The sequence below is a fragment of the Flavobacterium cauense R2A-7 genome, from assembly GCF_000498475.1.
In the GTDB taxonomy this organism is placed as follows: domain Bacteria; phylum Bacteroidota; class Bacteroidia; order Flavobacteriales; family Flavobacteriaceae; genus Flavobacterium; species Flavobacterium cauense.
The window spans coordinates 619,044-636,354 of the sequence record NZ_AVBI01000019.1 but is presented as its reverse complement, the minus strand read 5'-3'; the positions used below and the strand labels follow the sequence as shown (position 1 = coordinate 636,354).

Below are 17,311 nucleotides of genomic sequence, written 5' to 3'. Positions count from 1 at the left end.
AGTAATTCTAATGTACTACTTTTTTTGAAATGCCAAACAATTTTGCCTAAAAAAGAAAAAACCTACTAATTAGTAGGTTTTTCTGCTTTTTTTATAGTTATAAAGAGTTGTTGTTTTTCTTCGTTCAGATCCATGAAAATTTCGTCGCCTTCATGAATTTTGGAAGTGATGATTTCTTCGGCCAATTCGTCTTCAACGTATTTCTGAATCGCTCTTTTTAATGGTCTTGCCCCAAATTGTTTGTCGAAACCTTTTTCGGCGATATAGTCTTTGGCTTTCTCGGATAATGAAAGTTTGTATCCTAAATCGGCTACACGAGCGTACAATTTGTCCATTTCGATGTCGATGATTTTATCGATATCTTCTTTTTCTAGAGCATTGAATACGATTACATCATCAATACGGTTTAAGAATTCCGGTGCGAAGGCTTTTTTCAAAGCATTTTCGATAATTCCTTTTGAAACTTCATCAGCCTGAGCAGTTTTTGCTGCGGTTCCAAAACCAACTCCGGTTCCGAAATCTTTCAATTGACGTGCTCCAACATTGGAAGTCATGATGATAATCGTATTTCTGAAATCGATTTTACGGCCTAAACTGTCGGTTAAATGTCCGTCGTCCAATACCTGAAGCATCATGTTGAATACATCCGGATGCGCTTTTTCAATCTCATCCAACAATACCACACAGTATGGTTTGCGTCTTACTTTTTCAGTTAATTGTCCGCCTTCTTCATAACCTACGTATCCCGGAGGCGCTCCAACCAATCTTGAAATGGCGAATTTTTCCATGTATTCACTCATGTCGATACGAACCAATGCATCTTCAGAATCGAATAATTCTTTAGCGATTACTTTAGCCAATTGCGTTTTACCTACACCGGTTTGTCCTAAGAAGATAAATGAACCAATCGGCTTGTTCGGATCTTTCAATCCGGCACGGTTTCGTTGAATGGATTTGGCAATTTTCATTACCGCTTCGTCTTGTCCAATTACCTTACCTTTAATAAGTTCTGGCAAGTGGGCTAATTTATTACTTTCAGTTTGTGCAATACGGTTTACCGGAATTCCGGTCATCATGGAAACCACATCGGCAACATTATCTTCGGTAACTACGATGCGATTGTTTTTAGCGTCTTCTTCCCATTGTTCTTGGGCGATGGCTAAGTCTTTTTCAATGCGTTTTTCGTCGTCGCGAAGTTTGGCTGCTTCTTCGTATTTCTGTTTTTTAACGACAGAATTTTTCAGTTCACGCACTTCCTCTAATTGTTTTTCAAGTTCCAGAATTTGTTTCGGAACATCGATATTGGTAATGTGAACACGAGAACCTGCTTCGTCTAAAGCGTCAATAGCTTTGTCCGGTAAGAAACGTTCCGACATATAACGGTTCGTTAATTTCACACAAGCTTCAATCGCTTCCGGTGTGTAAATTACGTTGTGATGGTCTTCGTATTTGTTTTTGATGTTGTTCAGGATGGTTATGGTTTCTTCGACTGATGTCGGTTCCACAATTACCTTTTGAAAACGTCTTTCCAAAGCACCGTCTTTTTCAATATACTGACGGTATTCGTCAAGCGTAGTAGCACCAATACATTGGATTTCACCTCTTGCCAGAGCCGGTTTAAACATATTGGAAGCATCCAAAGAACCGGTTGCTCCACCGGCACCTACGATAGTATGAATCTCGTCAATGAAAAGGATGATGTCGTCGTTTTTCTCCAACTCGTTCATCACGGCTTTCATACGTTCTTCAAACTGTCCGCGGTATTTTGTTCCGGCTACTAAACTAGCTAGATCTAAGGTAACCACGCGTTTATTGAATAAAATACGGGATACTTTCTTCTGGATGATTCGTAAGGCTAAACCTTCGGCAATGGCAGATTTACCAACACCCGGTTCACCAATCAATAGCGGATTGTTTTTCTTTCTTCGGCTCAAAATCTGTGAAACACGTTCAATTTCTTTTTCACGTCCCACAACAGGATCTAATTTGCCTTCTTCGGCCAATTCTGTTAAGTCACGACCAAAATTATCCAAAACAGGAGTTTTTGATTTTTTATTGGCTTTACCTGCGGCGCCCGGATTGTTAAATCCTGCATCACGCATACTGTCATCTTGTCCGGAATCGTCATTAAATGACTCGTTTTTCGGTAAGTTATCGATGTAATCTTCTTCGTTTGATGTCATAGCTATAAATTGGTCTTTAACAAGTTCGTAGTCAATTTTTAATTTGTTCAAAAGCTTGGTTGTCGGGTCGTTCTCGTTGCGGAGAATACACAGCAATAAATGCGCGGTACTGATAGAAGTACTCTGAAAAACTTTAGCTTCCAGAAACGTTGTTCTTAAAGCACGTTCCGCCTGACGCGTTAAATGCAGGTTTTTCTTGTCGTTACTTCTGTCGGCGTTAGGATTTGGGGGACTAACGATTTCGATTTTTCGGCGTAGATGTTCTAAATCCACCGAAAGGTTGTTCAATATATTGATTGCGGTACCGTTACCGTCTCTTAAAATCCCGAGCATTAAATGTTCTGTGCCAATAAAGTCGTGCCCTAATCGTAAAGCTTCTTCTTTACTGTAGGTAATAACGTCTTTAACCCTTGGTGAAAAATTATCGTCCATTACAAAAATCTTTATATTGTAAATTTACTAATTCTATAAAGGCTGTGCAAAAATCATACCTGATAAAATCATTTTACTTGTATTGCTAATAGACGAATAATAATTGAGAAATAAAAGACAAAAAGGCAGGTTTTTTCAACTTTTTAAAACTTTTTCAATGTTAATAAAATCGCTAAAATTGTGGATAAATTACTGTTTCGTTACTACAAAAATGTGTATATTGGCACGTTTTGAAATAGCTATAATTTTTTAATATAAATACTTATGTCTGAAGGAGAAAAGTTAATTCCTATTAACATTGAGGACGAAATGAAGTCAGCCTACATCGATTATTCGATGTCGGTAATTGTATCAAGAGCACTTCCTGATGTTAGAGATGGTTTGAAACCCGTACACCGAAGAGTTTTGTTCGGGATGTATGAATTAGGAGTATTATCCAATAGAGCGCATAAAAAATCAGCGAGAATTGTAGGGGAGGTTCTTGGTAAGTACCACCCGCACGGAGATAGTTCAGTATACGATGCCATGGTTCGTATGGCACAGGAATGGAGTTTACGTTACTTGTTAGTTGACGGTCAGGGTAACTTCGGTTCGGTTGACGGTGATAGTCCGGCAGCAATGCGTTATACGGAAGCAAGAATGAAAAAACTATCGGAAGAAATTCTGGCCGATATCGATAAAGAAACAGTTGATTTCCAATTGAACTTTGACGACACGTTAGAAGAACCGAAAGTAATGCCGACAAAAATCCCGAACCTTTTAATTAACGGAGCATCGGGTATTGCTGTAGGTATGGCGACTAATATGGCGCCACATAATTTAACAGAAGTTATCGACGGTACTTTAGCGTATATCGATAATAATGATATTGAGATTGACGAATTGATGCACCATATTAAAGCACCGGATTTCCCAACGGGTGGTGTGATTTATGGTTATGAAGGTGTTCGTGAGGCATTCAAAACCGGTCGCGGTCGTATTGTAATGCGTGCTAAAGCGAATTTTGAGGAGGTAGACGGTCGTGAGTCAATTATTGTTACCGAAATTCCATACCAGGTGAACAAGGCGGAAATGATCAAGAAAACTGCCGAGTTGGTTAATGATAAAAAAATCGAAGGTATTTCCACTATTCGTGACGAATCGGACAGAAACGGTATGCGTATCGTTTACGTGTTAAAGCGTGAAGCGGTTCCGAATGTGGTAATGAATACCTTATTTAAGTATACGCAATTGCAGTCGTCTTTCAGTGTGAACAACATCGCATTGGTAAACGGACGTCCGCAGATGCTGAATCTGAAAGACTTAATCCATTATTTCGTAGAACACCGTCATGAAGTGGTAACACGTCGTGCACAATTTGATTTACGAAAAGCAGAAGAAAGAGCCCACATTTTAGAAGGTTTAATCATCGCTTCTGATAATATTGACGAAGTAATTCAATTGATTCGTTCTTCAAAAGACGGAGACGAAGCAAGAGCAAAATTAATCGAACGTTTCAATTTATCTGAAATTCAGGCCCGTGCGATTGTTGAAATGCGTCTGCGTCAGCTAACCGGTCTGGAACAAGACAAGCTAAGAGCCGAGTACGAAGAAATCATGAAATTGATTACGTATTTGAGAGAATTATTGGCCAGCAAAGAAATGAGAATGCAGGTGATTAAAGATGAGTTGGTTGAAATAAGAGATAAATATGGTGATGAGCGTCGTTCTAAAATTGAATATTCCGGTGGTGACGTAAGTATTGAAGATTTGATTGCCGATGAACAAGTGGTAATTACCATTTCGCATGCAGGTTATATCAAGCGTACGCCGCTTTCTGAGTACAAAACGCAGAATAGAGGAGGAGTAGGACAAAAATCGGCTGGAACAAGAGATCAGGATTTCTTAGAACATATGTATGTGGCAACCAACCACCAGTATATGTTGTTCTTCACACAAAAAGGAAAATGTTTCTGGATGCGTGTGTATGAAATTCCGGAAGGAAGTAAAACCAGTAAAGGCCGTGCAATTCAGAACCTTATCAACATCGAAAACGACGATAAGGTAAAAGCATTTATCTGCACACAGGACTTAAAAGATCAAGACTACATCAACAGTCATTATGTAATCATGGTGACCAAGCAAGGTCAGGTGAAGAAAACGTCGTTAGAGCAATATTCAAGACCACGTGTGAACGGAGTTGCCGCCATTACGATTAAAGAAGACGATGAATTGTTAGAAGCAAAATTAACCACCGGAAACAGTCAGGTGTTAATCGCTGTGAAATCTGGTAAGTTAGTGCGTTTCGAAGAAGAGAAGACCCGTCCGATGGGAAGAACAGCTTCCGGTGTTCGCGGAGTTACTCTGGCAGACGATAATGATGAAGTAATCGGTATGGTTTCCATAGATCGAGATCATGTGAATGATTCTCAGATTTTAGTGGTTACGGAAAACGGTTACGGAAAACGCACGAAGTTGGTGGATGAAGATGGTGAAGACGTATATCGTATTACCAACCGTGGTGGAAAAGGAGTGAAAACGCTTAATCTGACAGAGAAAACGGGATCGTTAATTTCAATCAATAATGTTACCGATGAGGATGATTTGATGATTATCAACAAATCCGGTTTAACGATTCGTATGAAAGTTTCTGATTTACGTGTTATGGGACGTGCCACACAAGGGGTTCGTTTAATTAACATTAAAGGAAACGACGCCATTGCTGCGGTAGCAAAAGTAATGCGTGAGGACGAAGAGGAAGAAGGTAATGGTGAAGAATCCAATTCAGAAAATGATACTACTGATACTTCATCAGAAGGAACCGAAACACAGGAATAATTAAAAACTGAATATAAAATGAAAATTAAATATCTTTTATTGGCATCTTCAATGATGTTTTCAGTAGCCTCTTTCGCACAGAAAGATGAGTTAAAAACGTTGAAAAAGCTGTATGCAAAAGATCAGTTATCGGCTGATGACATGTCTGATTATAAATTAGCGGTTAACAAAGCGACTGCAATGACGGGTTTAGCAGAACAGGATTTGGTTTATGTTAATTTCTACAAATCGATGTTACCGATTTTAGAACTGAATAATGCCATGACCAAAAATCCTAATGATTTACAGGCATTGGCAAAAAATCTTACTCCGGCTAATATTAAAATGCTTGGAAAAGGTTTGAGTGATGTATTGGATTTTGAAAAAAAATCAGGCAAGCAAGTTTACACAACTGATATTCAAGAGACTATTGCAAGTTTTAAACCCATGATGTTGCAATATGCTTATGGTTTAAACCAAGCATCAAAGTTTAAGGAATCTGCCCAGTTATTTGAAGCGATTTATCAGTTTGATAAAAGCGATGCATCCAATTTATATAATGCTTCTCTTTTAGCGCTTCAGATTCAGGATTATGACAGTGCATTGAAATATTATGAAGAATTAAAAAACATCAACTATTCCGGTGAAGGAACGAGTTATCTTGCCGTAAACAAGGTTAATGGTCAGGAAGAACCTTTTTCTTCTGATGCTGAAAGAAAAGCAGCCATTAAAATTGGAACCCATGAAAAGCCACGTGATGAGAAAATCCCTTCTAAAAGAGGTGAGATTTACAAGAACTACGCTTCAATTTTATTAAGTAAAGGAAGAGTGGAAGAAGCTAAAAAAGCAATTGCTGATGCTAAAGCTCACAACCCGGAAGATACAGATTTGATTTTAGCGGAAGCCAATCTTTACTATGAAGCAAAAGATATGGTAACCTATAAAAAACTGATTAATGAGGTTATTGCTAAAAAACCAAATGATGCCGATTTGTATTTTAACTTAGGTGTTGTAAGTACAAATACCGGAGAAACCGAAGAGGCTAAAAAATATTATGAGAAAGTTATCTCATTAGATCCAAAATATTTTAATGCTTACAATAATCTTGGAGCAATCTATCTTTTAGAGGATGACAAAATGGTTAAGGAAATGAACAGTTTGGGAATGTCTCCTAAAGAGAGTAAACGTTACGATGAACTAAAAGCAAAAAGAAAGAAAATGTTTTCTGCCGCAGTTCCTTATTTTGAAAAAGCCTTAGAATTGCAACCAAATAATGAAAGTGTTAAGTCAATTTTACTAAACTCTTACCATGTTTTGGAAATGGATGCTAAATACAAAGCGCTCAAAGCAAAAAAATAAAAAAGAAAAGCCCCTCAAACGAGGGGTTTTTTTATGATGATAACCTTCAAAAAACAGAATATAAAATCAGATTTAACTTTTTTTAACGGATTCGATGTTAATTTTCAGGTTGGAATAGTTTTTGATTTACTATTTTTGAAATTCTAAAATTAGAAAAGTGAAACATTTATTCGCGCTGGTATTCGCATTAACTTTTTCAACAGTTGTATTTGCACAACCGGACAGTGGTAAGAAAACTGTTGTGATTCCGCGTATAAAAGATCCTGAAGTTGCTGTAAACAAGATTCCCGCAAAAGCCGCAACGCCGCGTTTTAAACCAATGGATTTCAGTGATTCGGTTTTAGATAAAGACAAACCCTTAACGTTTCCTAAAGAAGGTAAAACCCCTTTGCAGATTGGTAAGGTCACACAACCAAAACAAGAACAATTCGCCAGTCCCTATGAAATCCCTAAAAATGCTCTTCCTAAACCACAGGGAGATGAAAATACCAAGGTTTTCAGAAGAAATCAATCGTTTGGAGAATATAAAACGAAGTCCAAATTTGTAAAAGTTTTATGCCGAGATCACATGGCTATTGACGGTGATGTGGTGAAAGTGTATATCAACAATATGGTCGTAGCGGCTCATGTTGAACTTTCCGCAGGTTACAGAGTTATCGAAATAGGATTAACTCCGGGGTTTAATAAAATAGAATTTGAAGCTTTAAATCAGGGAACTTCCGGACCCAATACGGCCGAGTTTTCAATTTTTGACGATAAAGGAAAAGTTATTACCAGCGACCAATGGGATTTGGCAACAGGCTTTAAAGGCTCAGTCATGATACTGAAAGAATCAGAATAAGTAAAAACTCCAAATTTAACGTTTGGAGTTTTTTTATGACCTTTATCAGTACTTCCCTCACAAAATTCCTGTAAATTTGATAGAAGAAGCAAACAAATCAACAAAGATTCCAATTAAATCCTATTGCAATGAGGTTAAATGCTATTGTTTTCATTATTTCAATTTTAATGCTGACGGCCTGTAAAAAAGGAAACTCGGGGATTCAGCCTACTTTAGGAGATATTACCCAAAGTGTTTATGCTTCAGGAGTTGTCAAGGCTGATGGACAATATATCGTGTATCCGACTACAAGCGGGGTTCTTCGTAAAGTCAAGGTTACTGTTGGTGATGCAATCGTTTTAGGACAACCGTTGTTTGAATTGGACAACGATAAAGCGCAATTAAGTACCGAAAGCGCTCAATTGGCTTATCAATTGAGCAATGAGAACAGCCGGTACATTCAGGATAAAATTGCCGAAATGCAGCTAACCGTGCAAAATGCAAAAGATAAATTGAGATTAGACGAATCCATTTACAACCGAAATGTAAAGGTAAAAGATCAAGGCGGTGTTTCCGAAGTTGATTTTGAAAAGGTTGAACTGGCCTATAAAAGTTCAAAGTTAGCTTATGAAACAGCCCAAAACAGATTAAATCAATTGCGCATCCAACTGAAAAATGAGCAAAGTAAAAACAGGATTAATGTACGCTTAAGTGAAAAATCAGAAAGTGATTTCACCGTGAAAAGTGCTTTTTCCGGACAGTTGTTTGATGTTTTGGTAAAAGAAGGAGCATTGGTTTCTCCGCAAACCCCTTTGGCAGTTATTGGTAAAGCAAATTCTTTTCTGTTGGAATTGGAAGTTGATGAAAACGATATGGTTCAGGTAACTGTTGGCCAAAAGGTTTTGGTAACGATGGACAGTTACAAAGGGCAGGTTTTTGAAGCGGAAGTGGATAAAATTTATCCGATAATGGACGAGCGTTCCCGAACGTTTAAAATAGAAGCCCGATTCATTAAAACGCCTGCAAAACTTTATCCGAATTTAACTGCGGAAGCCAATATTATCATTCACACCAAAAAAAATACTATCACAATTCCCAAAAATTACTTAGTTGATAAGGAATATGTTTTGGTAAACGGCGACGAAAAACGCAAAGTGAAAATTGGTCTTTCCGATTATCAGAACGTAGAAATTACAGAGGGTTTAAAAGCTGGTGAAACCATTTATCTCAAGGAATAATGAATCGCAGACTGATATTGAACATAGCCGTTCATTTGCTCCGAGCCCGATTGAAACAAACTGTTGTGGCTGGCGTGGGTGTTACTTTCGGAATCGCCATGTTTATTACTTTGGTAAGTTTCATGAACGGACTGAACGATCTTCTTGACGGATTAATGCTCAACAGAACGCCACATGTCCGATTGTATAACGAAATAAAACCTGCCGAAAATCAGCCGGTTACCTTATCGGAAACCTATAAAAATGATGTGAATTTTGTTGCTTCCATCAAACCAAAAGACAGGGGAAAAGCTATTTACAACAGCAAAACCATCATTAAAGTTTTAAAGGAAGACAAACGCGTACTGGATGTGGCGCCTAAAATAACAACTCCAGTATTTTTCAACTCCGGGACGATTGAAATATCAGGTATTATCAACGGAATTTCGGTTGCTGAAGAAGAAGAACTTTTCAAATTCAGTGACTATGTAACCGAAGGCGATATGGCCGATTTAGAACAAAATAACAGTATTATCATCGGTTCCGGATTAGCCAAGAAAATGATGCTCCAAAAAGGCGACATTTTAAAAGTGACTACACCAAAAGGGAATTTAGCATCACTTAAAATTGTAGGGATTTCACAAATTGGGATTGCAGAAATCGATGATGTTATGAGTACGACCTCGTTAAGTACAGCGCAAAAGTTCTTGGGAGAACCAACCAATTATATTACGGACATCCAACTGAAATTACACGATCTTAAACTGGCTCCGCAATTGGCCAAAGAATTCGGAACGAAATTCGATATCGATGCCATCGATTATCAAACGGCAAATTCACAGTTTGAAACCGGAAGCAATGTAAGAAGTATTATTTCGTATTCTGTTGGTATCGTTTTGTTGATTGTGGCCGGTTTCGGAATTTACAATATCCTGAACATGATGATTTATGAAAAAATGGACAGTATTGCCATCTTAAAAGCTACCGGATTTTCGGGTAAAGATGTAAAATGGATTTTTATTTCATTGTCCATGATTATCGGATTGGCAGGCGGAATGTTGGGACTCATTTTCGGTTTTGCATTTTCAAATATCATCGATACGATTCCGTTTGAAACCTCCGCACTTCCCACTATAGAAACATATCCGATTAATTACAATCCGATGTATTATGTAATCGGAATTACCTTCGCTTTAGTAACAACAGCTGTTGCGGGTCTTTTACCAGCATTAAAAGCCAGTAAAATTGATCCTGTCGAAATTATCAGAGGAAAATAGTCATGAGTAATAAAGTATTGGAAACCATAGGGCTGACAAAGTATTTTTATGAACCGGTAAAGTTTAAGGTGTTGGACAATATCAACATGACTATCGATCACGGCGAATTTGTGTCGATTGTAGGGAAATCCGGCTGTGGAAAATCAACGTTGTTGTACCTTTTGTCAACCATGGATACCGATTATGAAGGTCAGGTTTTAATTCACGAAGAAGTGGTTACCGGAAAATCGGATATGGATTTGGCCCGGATTCGAAATGAAAAAATTGGTTTCGTTTTTCAGTTTCATTATTTGCTTTCCGAATACAATGTGTTGAAAAACGTAATGCTTCCGGGATTGAAATTAAAGCAGTATTCGGAAAAAGAGGTGGAACATCGCGCCATGGAACATCTCAAGACTTTAGGGATGCAGGATCAGGCGCTTAAAATGCCCAACCAGTTGAGTGGCGGACAAAAACAGCGCGTTGCTATTGCCAGAGCTTTAATTAATAATCCTTTGATTATCATGGGCGATGAACCAACAGGTAATCTGGATAAAAAAAACAGCGATTTGGTTTTTGATATTTTTAAAGAACTGACACAAGAACATAACCAGACGCTTTTGGTGGTAACTCACGATCCGGATTTTGCTGCACGAACCAATCGGATTATCACGATGGAAGACGGAAAAATAATTTCTTAATCTTTAATTACCAGATTGTATTTGGTCAGCAACCCTTTTATGCCGTCGCTCGAGAAAATAGCTTTTTTAAGTTTTGTTTTTTCGGGATCGATGGTGAAATCCCGACTCGAATAAAAATCAGCTTTTTCGCAGTTAGCATCCGTAAATACGGCCAAACGCAGATTACAATTGTCGAATAGCGCTTCCGATAAATCGGTTTTCATGAAATCCACACTCACCATGCTGCAATTGGTAAAACTGATACGTTTCAATTTTAAGGCATAAAACTGAGCATAGTCTAAAAGACAGTTGTTGAAGTAAAATTCGTGTAAGATCTGATCGGTCATGGCAAAGTTTACCGAAGTGAAATTACAGTCGTTAAAAATGGCGTTTCTCAGTCCGACATGACCAATTTTCGCTTCTTTGAAATTGCAATGGTAAAACGTACAGTCAATGAAAACGGTTCCTAAGAAATTACAAAGCGTAAAATCACAGTTGTTGAACGTACAGTTTTCAAATTCTTTGAATTTAATTTCGTATTCGGCGAAAATGTTGTTTTTGTATTCTTTGTCGTAGATAAAATCGGCATTCATTGTAGTGAGTTTGAATGCAAATATAAATTATTCTGCTTCGGCAATGACTTTTAATTTTTCAAGATTGATGGGTTTACTCAAAAAATCTTTTACACAATGGTAGTTCTGCGCTTTGATTTTGTCTTCGCTTGCAATGGAAGAACTGGCAACATAAATGGTAACTTTTTTGTGACAATTCTTTTCTATTCTAATCAATTCATCCAAGAAATCCCAGCCATCCATTCCGGGCATTTCAATATCGAGTAAAATTACATCGGGCAAATCGCCAGTGTTTTCAAAATAGTGCAGCGCTTCATGACCGTTTACAAAGGCTCTGGTTTCACTGAAAAGACTGGTCTTTTCAATTAACCTTTTTGTAACGAGTTGGTAGATGGGGTCGTCGTCAATTATGTAAATTCGTTTTTGGGGCATTATTTAAAATAAATTTTAAAAGTCGTTCCTTCATTTAAAGTACTTTCAACTTCAATTTTTCCATTCATGGTATCGATTTGATTTTTTGAAATGAACAAACCTATACCTCTCGATTCGGCGTTATTTGTAAACGTTTTGTACATTCCGAAGAGTTTGTCTCCGTTTTTCTTTAAATCAATTCCTATGCCATTGTCTTTTATTTCAAGAACCTGGAAATTATTTTCAATATACGAATTTAATTCGATAACTGGTTTTCTGTCAGGATGTTTGTACCGAATTGAATTGGAAATAAAGTTAAGCAATACGCTCTCCAGATATGCCGGGTTGAATTTTACCGTTACGGTTTCCGGAACATTATTTCGGATGTCAGCATCGTTTTTAAGAATCTGATCTCTTAAAACTTCCAGAGTTCTGTTGATGTATTTGTTCAGGTTCAGGTCTTCGATTACCGGCGTTATATCGGTTTGAATGGAAACCACTTCATTCAGGTTATCGATAGTTTCGTTTAAAGCTTCTGAAACCGATTTTAGCAATGCGAGTAACTCTTCTTCTTCTTTTTTATCTTCGGTTAATTCTATCAGATTAATTAACGATTGAATGTTGCTGGTGTGCGAACGCAAATTATGGGAAACGATATGTGAAAAATTCAACAGACGTTTGTTCTGTTCGGTAACTAATTTAAGCGAGTTGTTCAGGTCGATTTCAAATTGTTTTGATTTTGTAATATCAATCAGAATACCCCTGAATTTAATCGAATTTTCGCTTTCGTGATAAATACTAACAATATCACGTACCCAAACCGTATTTCCATTTTTATGAATCATACGGTATTCGCTGTCAAAAGGCTTTCTTTCCTTGGCGCATTCGGCGCTTTTCTTTATAACCCAGTCACGGTCTTCCGGATGAATGATTTTTCTCCAGAAATAATCATCGGCGATCCATTCTTCGGGCGTATAACCTAAGATACTTTCTGATTTTTTACTGATGAAAGTTATGCCGGGTTCTTCTGAATTTCCTTCCCATACGATTCCGTCAATGCTGTCAATCAGGTCTTTAATTTTTTGTTGCGATTCCAAAATTAGTTGCTCAGACGCTCTTCTTTTGGTAATATCTTCAACGATAGCGATATGGGTTTTTATTTTTTCATCTTTTTCCCATAATGGTGAAACAGTAAGATTAACCCAAATAATCTCTCCGTTTTTTCGGAAATATCTTTTTTCCATGGAAAACTGAGCGATTTCTCCTTTTCTGAGACGTTCCATATTGTCCAAATCCAGTTGCAAATCATCCGGATGGGTAATCATCATAAAGTTTAGTTCCTTAATTTCTTCATGAGTATATCCAATTATTTCGCAAAACTTGTCATTGCCATCGATGAAAGTACCGGTAGATGAATTAATATGTGAAATTCCCAAGCCGGCATGATCGAAAATCGATTTGAATAAAAACTCACTTCGTCTTAATTTTGAAGTTTGCAATTTTACAAATTCCTGGAGTTCAGAAGGTTTCTTTAGTAGTGTTGTTACAAACAATCCACAAAGAAGGCTCAGGCAAAAAGAGATTAATGCTATCGGGAAAAATTCCGCAAGAAGATAAGATTGTTTTTTCGGAATAATGTACAGCGTCCAATCGCCTTCCGGAATTTCAACCTTTTGATAGTCGCTTTTGGAGAAATCAGATTTGTTTTCCAAAAAGAATTCTTCCTTATTGGTAATCGGATTAATCTTTGAAATCTGAAAATAGTATTTGTCGTTTTTAAAGGTACTGAAACCGGTTGACTTCAGAAAGGTGTTAAAATGAACTACAACGGCTGAAAATCCCCAAAATTTTCCCTTTTTAAAAATAGGTAAGCGACCTACAACTCCAATTCCTCCTTGTTTTAAGGCAACAGGACCGGAAAAATAAATGGCTTTTGTTTTTATGGCTTTTAGTGCTGCTTTTCTGTGAAGCGGACTGTGGAGTATGTCAAAATTGGTGGCTGCTTCGTTTCCCTTAATCGGATAGGTGTATTTGATAATTCCGTTAGGAACAAGTTGAACCGCATCAATCGAATTGTAACTGTTAACCAGACTTTTGGAAACTTCTTCAAAATTTTTAGGATTTCCCGAGTCGTCAATCGTTAGTGCGAGTGTAATAGTGGCAACATAACTGTTGCGCATGGTTTGCTCAATATTTTGTTTGACAACTCCCAAAATGTTAGCCATGTCGTGTTGTTCAATTTCTTTTACGGTTTGATATCTGAAATATATCGACAGGTTAAAAACGGATAAAAGAATTATAAAAACAAGCATCCCCGAAGTTTTAGGACGGGATAAAAGCCAACTGTTAAGTGTAGTTATTTTAGAATCAAGACTCACGAAAAAAACCTTTTATATTGTAAAAATAGCTAAAAATCAGATAAATACGATTTTTTAAGCAGGTTTAGTGAGGTAGGTATGGGGAGCAATAAAAAAGCCCTGCTAAGCAGGGCTTTAGTGACCTCGACAGGATTCAAACCTGTAACCTTCTGAGCCGTAATCAGATGCGCTATTCAGTTGCGCCACGAGGCCTTGTTTTTAACGAGTGCAAATATAGAAAGAATTGTGTAACTTGCAAAGTAATATTTGAATAAAAATTAAAAAAAATGTCGTTAGAACAATACATACGTGATATTCAGGGTTTTCCGCAAGAAGGAATTTTATTTAAAGACATAACTCCGCTTTTGGCAAGTCCGAATGGACGTGAAGAATGTCTGAATTTATTGCTCAGTACTTTAAAAGATAAGAAAATAGACAAGGTAGTTGGCGTGGAAAGCAGAGGTTTCTTTTTCGCAATCCTTTTGGCCGACCGATTGAATGCAGGTTTTATTCCGGTTCGGAAGCCTAAAAAATTACCTTACGATACGATTTCCGCTTCCTACGATTTGGAATACGGGAAAGATACTCTTGAAATCCATACTGATGCGATAAAAAAAGGTGATAAAGTATTGATTCACGATGATGTTCTGGCCACCGGTGGAACCGCAAAAGCCGTATGTGAATTGGTGGAACGTTTGGGAGGCGAAATTGTACAGCTTAATTTCCTGATGGAATTGTCGTTTTTAAACGGTAGGGAAAAATTAGGTAAGGAAGAAATTTTTGCCGCCATGACGTTTTAATCCAACGCCCGTGTGGTAACATAATAACGCCAGGCAATAATGGCTTTCTGCCAGTTTTTGGCTTTCGTTAAATCCAAACGTTGTTTGGTGAAACTGGGCAAAATCAGTTTGTTTATCTTGGCTATTATTTTGAACATAAAGTATTTATTTGCTGCAAAGGTATAAAAAAAGACCCTCTTGTGTAAGAAGGTCTTTTTGAGTTTGATAATTTAGGATTGGAAATTATTGGTATCGTTGCGGGTGTTTTCGCGAAGATTACTTTTCTTTCCTTCATTATTTTGCTTTTAATGAATATGGTCGTCTTCGATTTCAAATTCGGCATCTTTTTCCCAAATTTCCATTTCGCAAGGTTTGCAATTGAATTTTAGTTTGTATTCCAATTCGCCTTGTTTTAATACTAATGGCTCTTTTAGTTTTTTGTCCATGTTTTCACGATGGTATTTCGGACAACGTTCTAATTCGTATTTGATACAATATTTGGTAGTCATTACACGCGATTTTCCGGGGTCCCATTGCAATTCAAAGGCTTTTTCGATTTCGGTTACGCCGTGACGTTCGTAGAATTTACGAGCCGTTTTATTCGCCACATTGTACATGAAATCCAGTTTGGTTTCCGGATAAGGATGCGATGTTTTTACCATTTGGTGTTCTTTTCGAACATAATTTTTCAAACGAATTTCCGATAATTGTTCGTAAACTGTTCGTCGCATTTCATTGATTTTTGAAATAGGAAGGAACCAATTTTCTGAAAACTCAATCGTAATTTCATCCGCCTTATAAGGTGTAAATCCTGTTTTTGCTAAATTTACTTTGAAATTTTCCGCAATGGATTCGTTGTTTTTAGTTCGTTCTTTCGGATGAACCAAAGTCGCCATACTTACATTTCCGTCTTCATCGGTTGCGATTAACTCAAAACCGGTTTCGTTCTCTTTCAATACTAAAGTCGTACTGATTTTTCGAACTGCACTATCTTCTCTTTCTACTAATTTAATGAAAGCAGCATCGTTATTTCTGTAAATGAAAGTCCCTTCTTTGATTTCTTTCAATACGTTTGGATAGACGATTCCGTTTTCTACTTTGTTCACGTAAATTCCTTCCGCTTCATTATTTTCGTTAATGAAACACAATCCGTCACCATTATTTAAGAAATGCCCGTTTTCAATTTCATAAGAGTTTCCAACCGTTCTGATTAGTTTTCCGATGTATTGTCCTTTCGATTTCGGACTTTCCCAAGAACCAATCGACTGATGTCTTTCGTTAACGAAATAATCGGTATAACCACGATTAAAAGTTCTGTCTAAAGCGGAATCGAAAGAATACGTACACGTTCCTGAAGAAGCTTTGGTGTATTTGTCGCTGTTTTCACTTAAGAAAGCATCTAATTTCTGCCGTAAATAGGAAACGTTGTTTTTTACGTAAACGATATCTTTTAAACGACCTTCAATTTTGAAAGAAACAATTCCGGCTTCCACTAAATTTGGAATTTGATCTGAAACATCGAAATCTTTAATCGAAAGTAAGTGACTGTTTTTAATTAAAGTCTCGCCGTGACCGTCAATCAAGTTATAGGGTAAACGACAGTTTTGTGCACAAGAACCACGATTTGCGGAACGTTCTCCGTTTGCTACACTCATATAACAATTTCCGCTGAACGATACACATAAAGCCCCTGTAACGAAGAATTCCAATTCCACATCGGTAGCTTCGCTGATTTCTTTAATTTGATGTAAGTTTAATTCACGGGCCAAAACCACTCTTTTAATTCCGGCATCTGCTAAGAATTTGATTTTATCGGCATCACGATTGTTGGCTTGTGTGCTGGCATGCAATACGATAGGAGGTAGCTCCATTTCCATAATTGCCATGTCCTGAATGATTAAAGCATCTACACCAATGTCATACAATTTCCAGATTAATTGACGACACGTTTCCAGTTCGTTATCGTATAAAATGGTATTGATAACTACAAAAACCTGCACATTATACAAATGAGCATATTCCACTAAGGCTGCAACATCTTCAATAGAATTGTTTGCATTGGAACGCGCACCAAATTGAGGAGCACCAATATAAACTGCATCTGCACCAGCATTTATTGCCGCTATACCTGTAAGTAAGTCTTTTGCAGGCGATAGAATTTCAATTTTCTTTTTCATTATTTCTATAACTTTGGTTTTTCGGAAGTTGCCCAAAAAAAGTCTGCAAATTTCTTTTAAAAAAGTCAAAGATTTCTAATTCTGATTCACTTTTTTTTGGTCGAAGCTTAAATTAAGGTGTGATTCGTTAAAAATGGAAGTTTTTTAGCAGTAAATAGCTTGAGAATATTGCCGAGTTTGCCGCATTCAAGAAAATAAAAAGACCATCTTATTAAGACGGTCTTTCTGATTTTGATTGTTCCGCAGCGCTCCAATCAGTCCGGCAGCACTTT

The 17,311-nt window shown here is 37.3% G+C and carries 13 protein-coding genes and 1 tRNA gene; 7 read left to right on the top strand and 7 right to left on the bottom strand.

All coding sequences use genetic code 11. The features are described from left to right. Positions 1–65: 65 nt before the first annotated feature. Complete coding sequence (locus FCR2A7T_RS12915; protein WP_023571749.1) at positions 66–2,615, bottom strand: ATP-dependent Clp protease ATP-binding subunit; 2,550 nt, start codon at positions 2,613–2,615, stop codon at positions 66–68. A gap of 264 nt (positions 2,616–2,879) precedes the next feature. On the opposite strand from FCR2A7T_RS12915, the gene gyrA reads away from it, so the two are divergent. The 6 genes from gyrA (at position 2,880) to FCR2A7T_RS12885 (ending at position 10,764) form a co-directional block, all read left to right on the top strand. Beyond that, on the top strand, positions 2,880–5,432 hold the full coding sequence (gene gyrA, locus FCR2A7T_RS12910; RefSeq protein WP_023571748.1) for a DNA gyrase subunit A: 2,553 nt from the start codon (positions 2,880–2,882) through the stop codon (positions 5,430–5,432). Positions 5,433–5,450: 18 nt separating this feature from the next. Then, entirely contained in the window at positions 5,451–6,770 is a 1,320-nt protein-coding gene (locus FCR2A7T_RS12905; protein WP_023571747.1) for a tetratricopeptide repeat protein, read from the top strand. 157 nt (positions 6,771–6,927) lie between these two features. Further along, complete coding sequence (locus tag FCR2A7T_RS14895; protein WP_023571745.1) at positions 6,928–7,611, top strand: hypothetical protein; 684 nt, start codon at positions 6,928–6,930, stop codon at positions 7,609–7,611. Positions 7,612–7,739: 128 nt separating this feature from the next. Next, positions 7,740–8,828, top strand: coding sequence for an efflux RND transporter periplasmic adaptor subunit (locus tag FCR2A7T_RS12895; RefSeq protein ID WP_023571744.1), 1,089 nt, complete (start codon positions 7,740–7,742; stop codon positions 8,826–8,828). Next, entirely contained in the window at positions 8,828–10,084 is a 1,257-nt protein-coding gene (locus FCR2A7T_RS12890; RefSeq protein WP_035118466.1) for an ABC transporter permease, read from the top strand. The genes FCR2A7T_RS12895 and FCR2A7T_RS12890 overlap by 1 nt, the downstream gene beginning before the upstream one ends. A gap of 2 nt (positions 10,085–10,086) precedes the next feature. Beyond that, positions 10,087–10,764 carry an ABC transporter ATP-binding protein gene (locus FCR2A7T_RS12885; RefSeq protein WP_023571742.1) on the top strand — a complete coding sequence of 226 codons (678 nt, stop codon included), beginning with the start codon at positions 10,087–10,089 and terminating at the stop codon, positions 10,762–10,764. Here FCR2A7T_RS12885 and FCR2A7T_RS12880 read toward each other — a convergent pair. The 4 genes from FCR2A7T_RS12880 to FCR2A7T_RS12865 form a co-directional block, all read right to left on the bottom strand. Continuing rightward, entirely contained in the window at positions 10,761–11,336 is a 576-nt protein-coding gene (locus tag FCR2A7T_RS12880) for a pentapeptide repeat-containing protein (RefSeq protein ID WP_023571741.1), read from the bottom strand. The two genes, FCR2A7T_RS12885 and FCR2A7T_RS12880, sit on opposite strands and share 4 nt — an antisense overlap. Before the next feature lie 27 nt (positions 11,337–11,363). After that, on the bottom strand, positions 11,364–11,747 hold the full coding sequence (locus FCR2A7T_RS12875; RefSeq protein WP_035118464.1) for a response regulator: 384 nt from the start codon (positions 11,745–11,747) through the stop codon (positions 11,364–11,366). Then, positions 11,747–14,038: a sensor histidine kinase gene (locus FCR2A7T_RS12870; RefSeq protein ID WP_052115190.1), complete on the bottom strand. Its 2,292-nt coding sequence runs from the start codon at positions 14,036–14,038 to the stop codon at positions 11,747–11,749. Before FCR2A7T_RS12870 ends, FCR2A7T_RS12875 begins: the two co-directional genes overlap by 1 nt. 184 nt (positions 14,039–14,222) lie before the next feature. Beyond that, a tRNA-Arg gene (locus tag FCR2A7T_RS12865) sits at positions 14,223–14,296 on the bottom strand. A gap of 74 nt (positions 14,297–14,370) precedes the next feature. Between FCR2A7T_RS12865 and FCR2A7T_RS12860 the strand changes: the two genes are divergently transcribed. After that, positions 14,371–14,883, top strand: coding sequence for an adenine phosphoribosyltransferase (locus tag FCR2A7T_RS12860; protein WP_023571738.1), 513 nt, complete (start codon positions 14,371–14,373; stop codon positions 14,881–14,883). Here FCR2A7T_RS12860 and FCR2A7T_RS12855 read toward each other — a convergent pair. Then, a complete protein-coding gene (locus FCR2A7T_RS12855; protein ID WP_023571737.1) occupies positions 14,880–15,020 on the bottom strand; it encodes a hypothetical protein in 141 nt (46 codons plus the stop codon). The two genes, FCR2A7T_RS12860 and FCR2A7T_RS12855, sit on opposite strands and share 4 nt — an antisense overlap. Before the next feature lie 147 nt (positions 15,021–15,167). Then, positions 15,168–17,039: a peptidase U32 family protein gene (locus tag FCR2A7T_RS12850; protein ID WP_035118605.1), complete on the bottom strand. Its 1,872-nt coding sequence runs from the start codon at positions 17,037–17,039 to the stop codon at positions 15,168–15,170. Positions 17,040–17,311 lie beyond the last annotated feature (272 nt).

Coding starts and splice junctions, on each gene's coding strand:
- FCR2A7T_RS12860 (WP_023571738.1), top strand. CDS start 14,371: ATGTCGTTAGAACAATACATACGTGATATTCAGGGTTTTCCGCAAGAA.
- FCR2A7T_RS12915 (WP_023571749.1), bottom strand. CDS start 2,615: ATGGACGATAATTTTTCACCAAGGGTTAAAGACGTTATTACCTACAGT.
- FCR2A7T_RS12890 (WP_035118466.1), top strand. CDS start 8,828: ATGAATCGCAGACTGATATTGAACATAGCCGTTCATTTGCTCCGAGCC.
- FCR2A7T_RS12905 (WP_023571747.1), top strand. CDS start 5,451: ATGAAAATTAAATATCTTTTATTGGCATCTTCAATGATGTTTTCAGTA.
- FCR2A7T_RS12875 (WP_035118464.1), bottom strand. CDS start 11,747: ATGCCCCAAAAACGAATTTACATAATTGACGACGACCCCATCTACCAA.
- FCR2A7T_RS12850 (WP_035118605.1), bottom strand. CDS start 17,039: ATGAAAAAGAAAATTGAAATTCTATCGCCTGCAAAAGACTTACTTACA.
- FCR2A7T_RS12885 (WP_023571742.1), top strand. CDS start 10,087: ATGAGTAATAAAGTATTGGAAACCATAGGGCTGACAAAGTATTTTTAT.
- FCR2A7T_RS12855 (WP_023571737.1), bottom strand. CDS start 15,020: ATGTTCAAAATAATAGCCAAGATAAACAAACTGATTTTGCCCAGTTTC.
- FCR2A7T_RS12880 (WP_023571741.1), bottom strand. CDS start 11,336: ATGAATGCCGATTTTATCTACGACAAAGAATACAAAAACAACATTTTC.
- FCR2A7T_RS12895 (WP_023571744.1), top strand. CDS start 7,740: ATGAGGTTAAATGCTATTGTTTTCATTATTTCAATTTTAATGCTGACG.
- gyrA (WP_023571748.1), top strand. CDS start 2,880: ATGTCTGAAGGAGAAAAGTTAATTCCTATTAACATTGAGGACGAAATG.
- FCR2A7T_RS12870 (WP_052115190.1), bottom strand. CDS start 14,038: ATGCTTGTTTTTATAATTCTTTTATCCGTTTTTAACCTGTCGATATAT.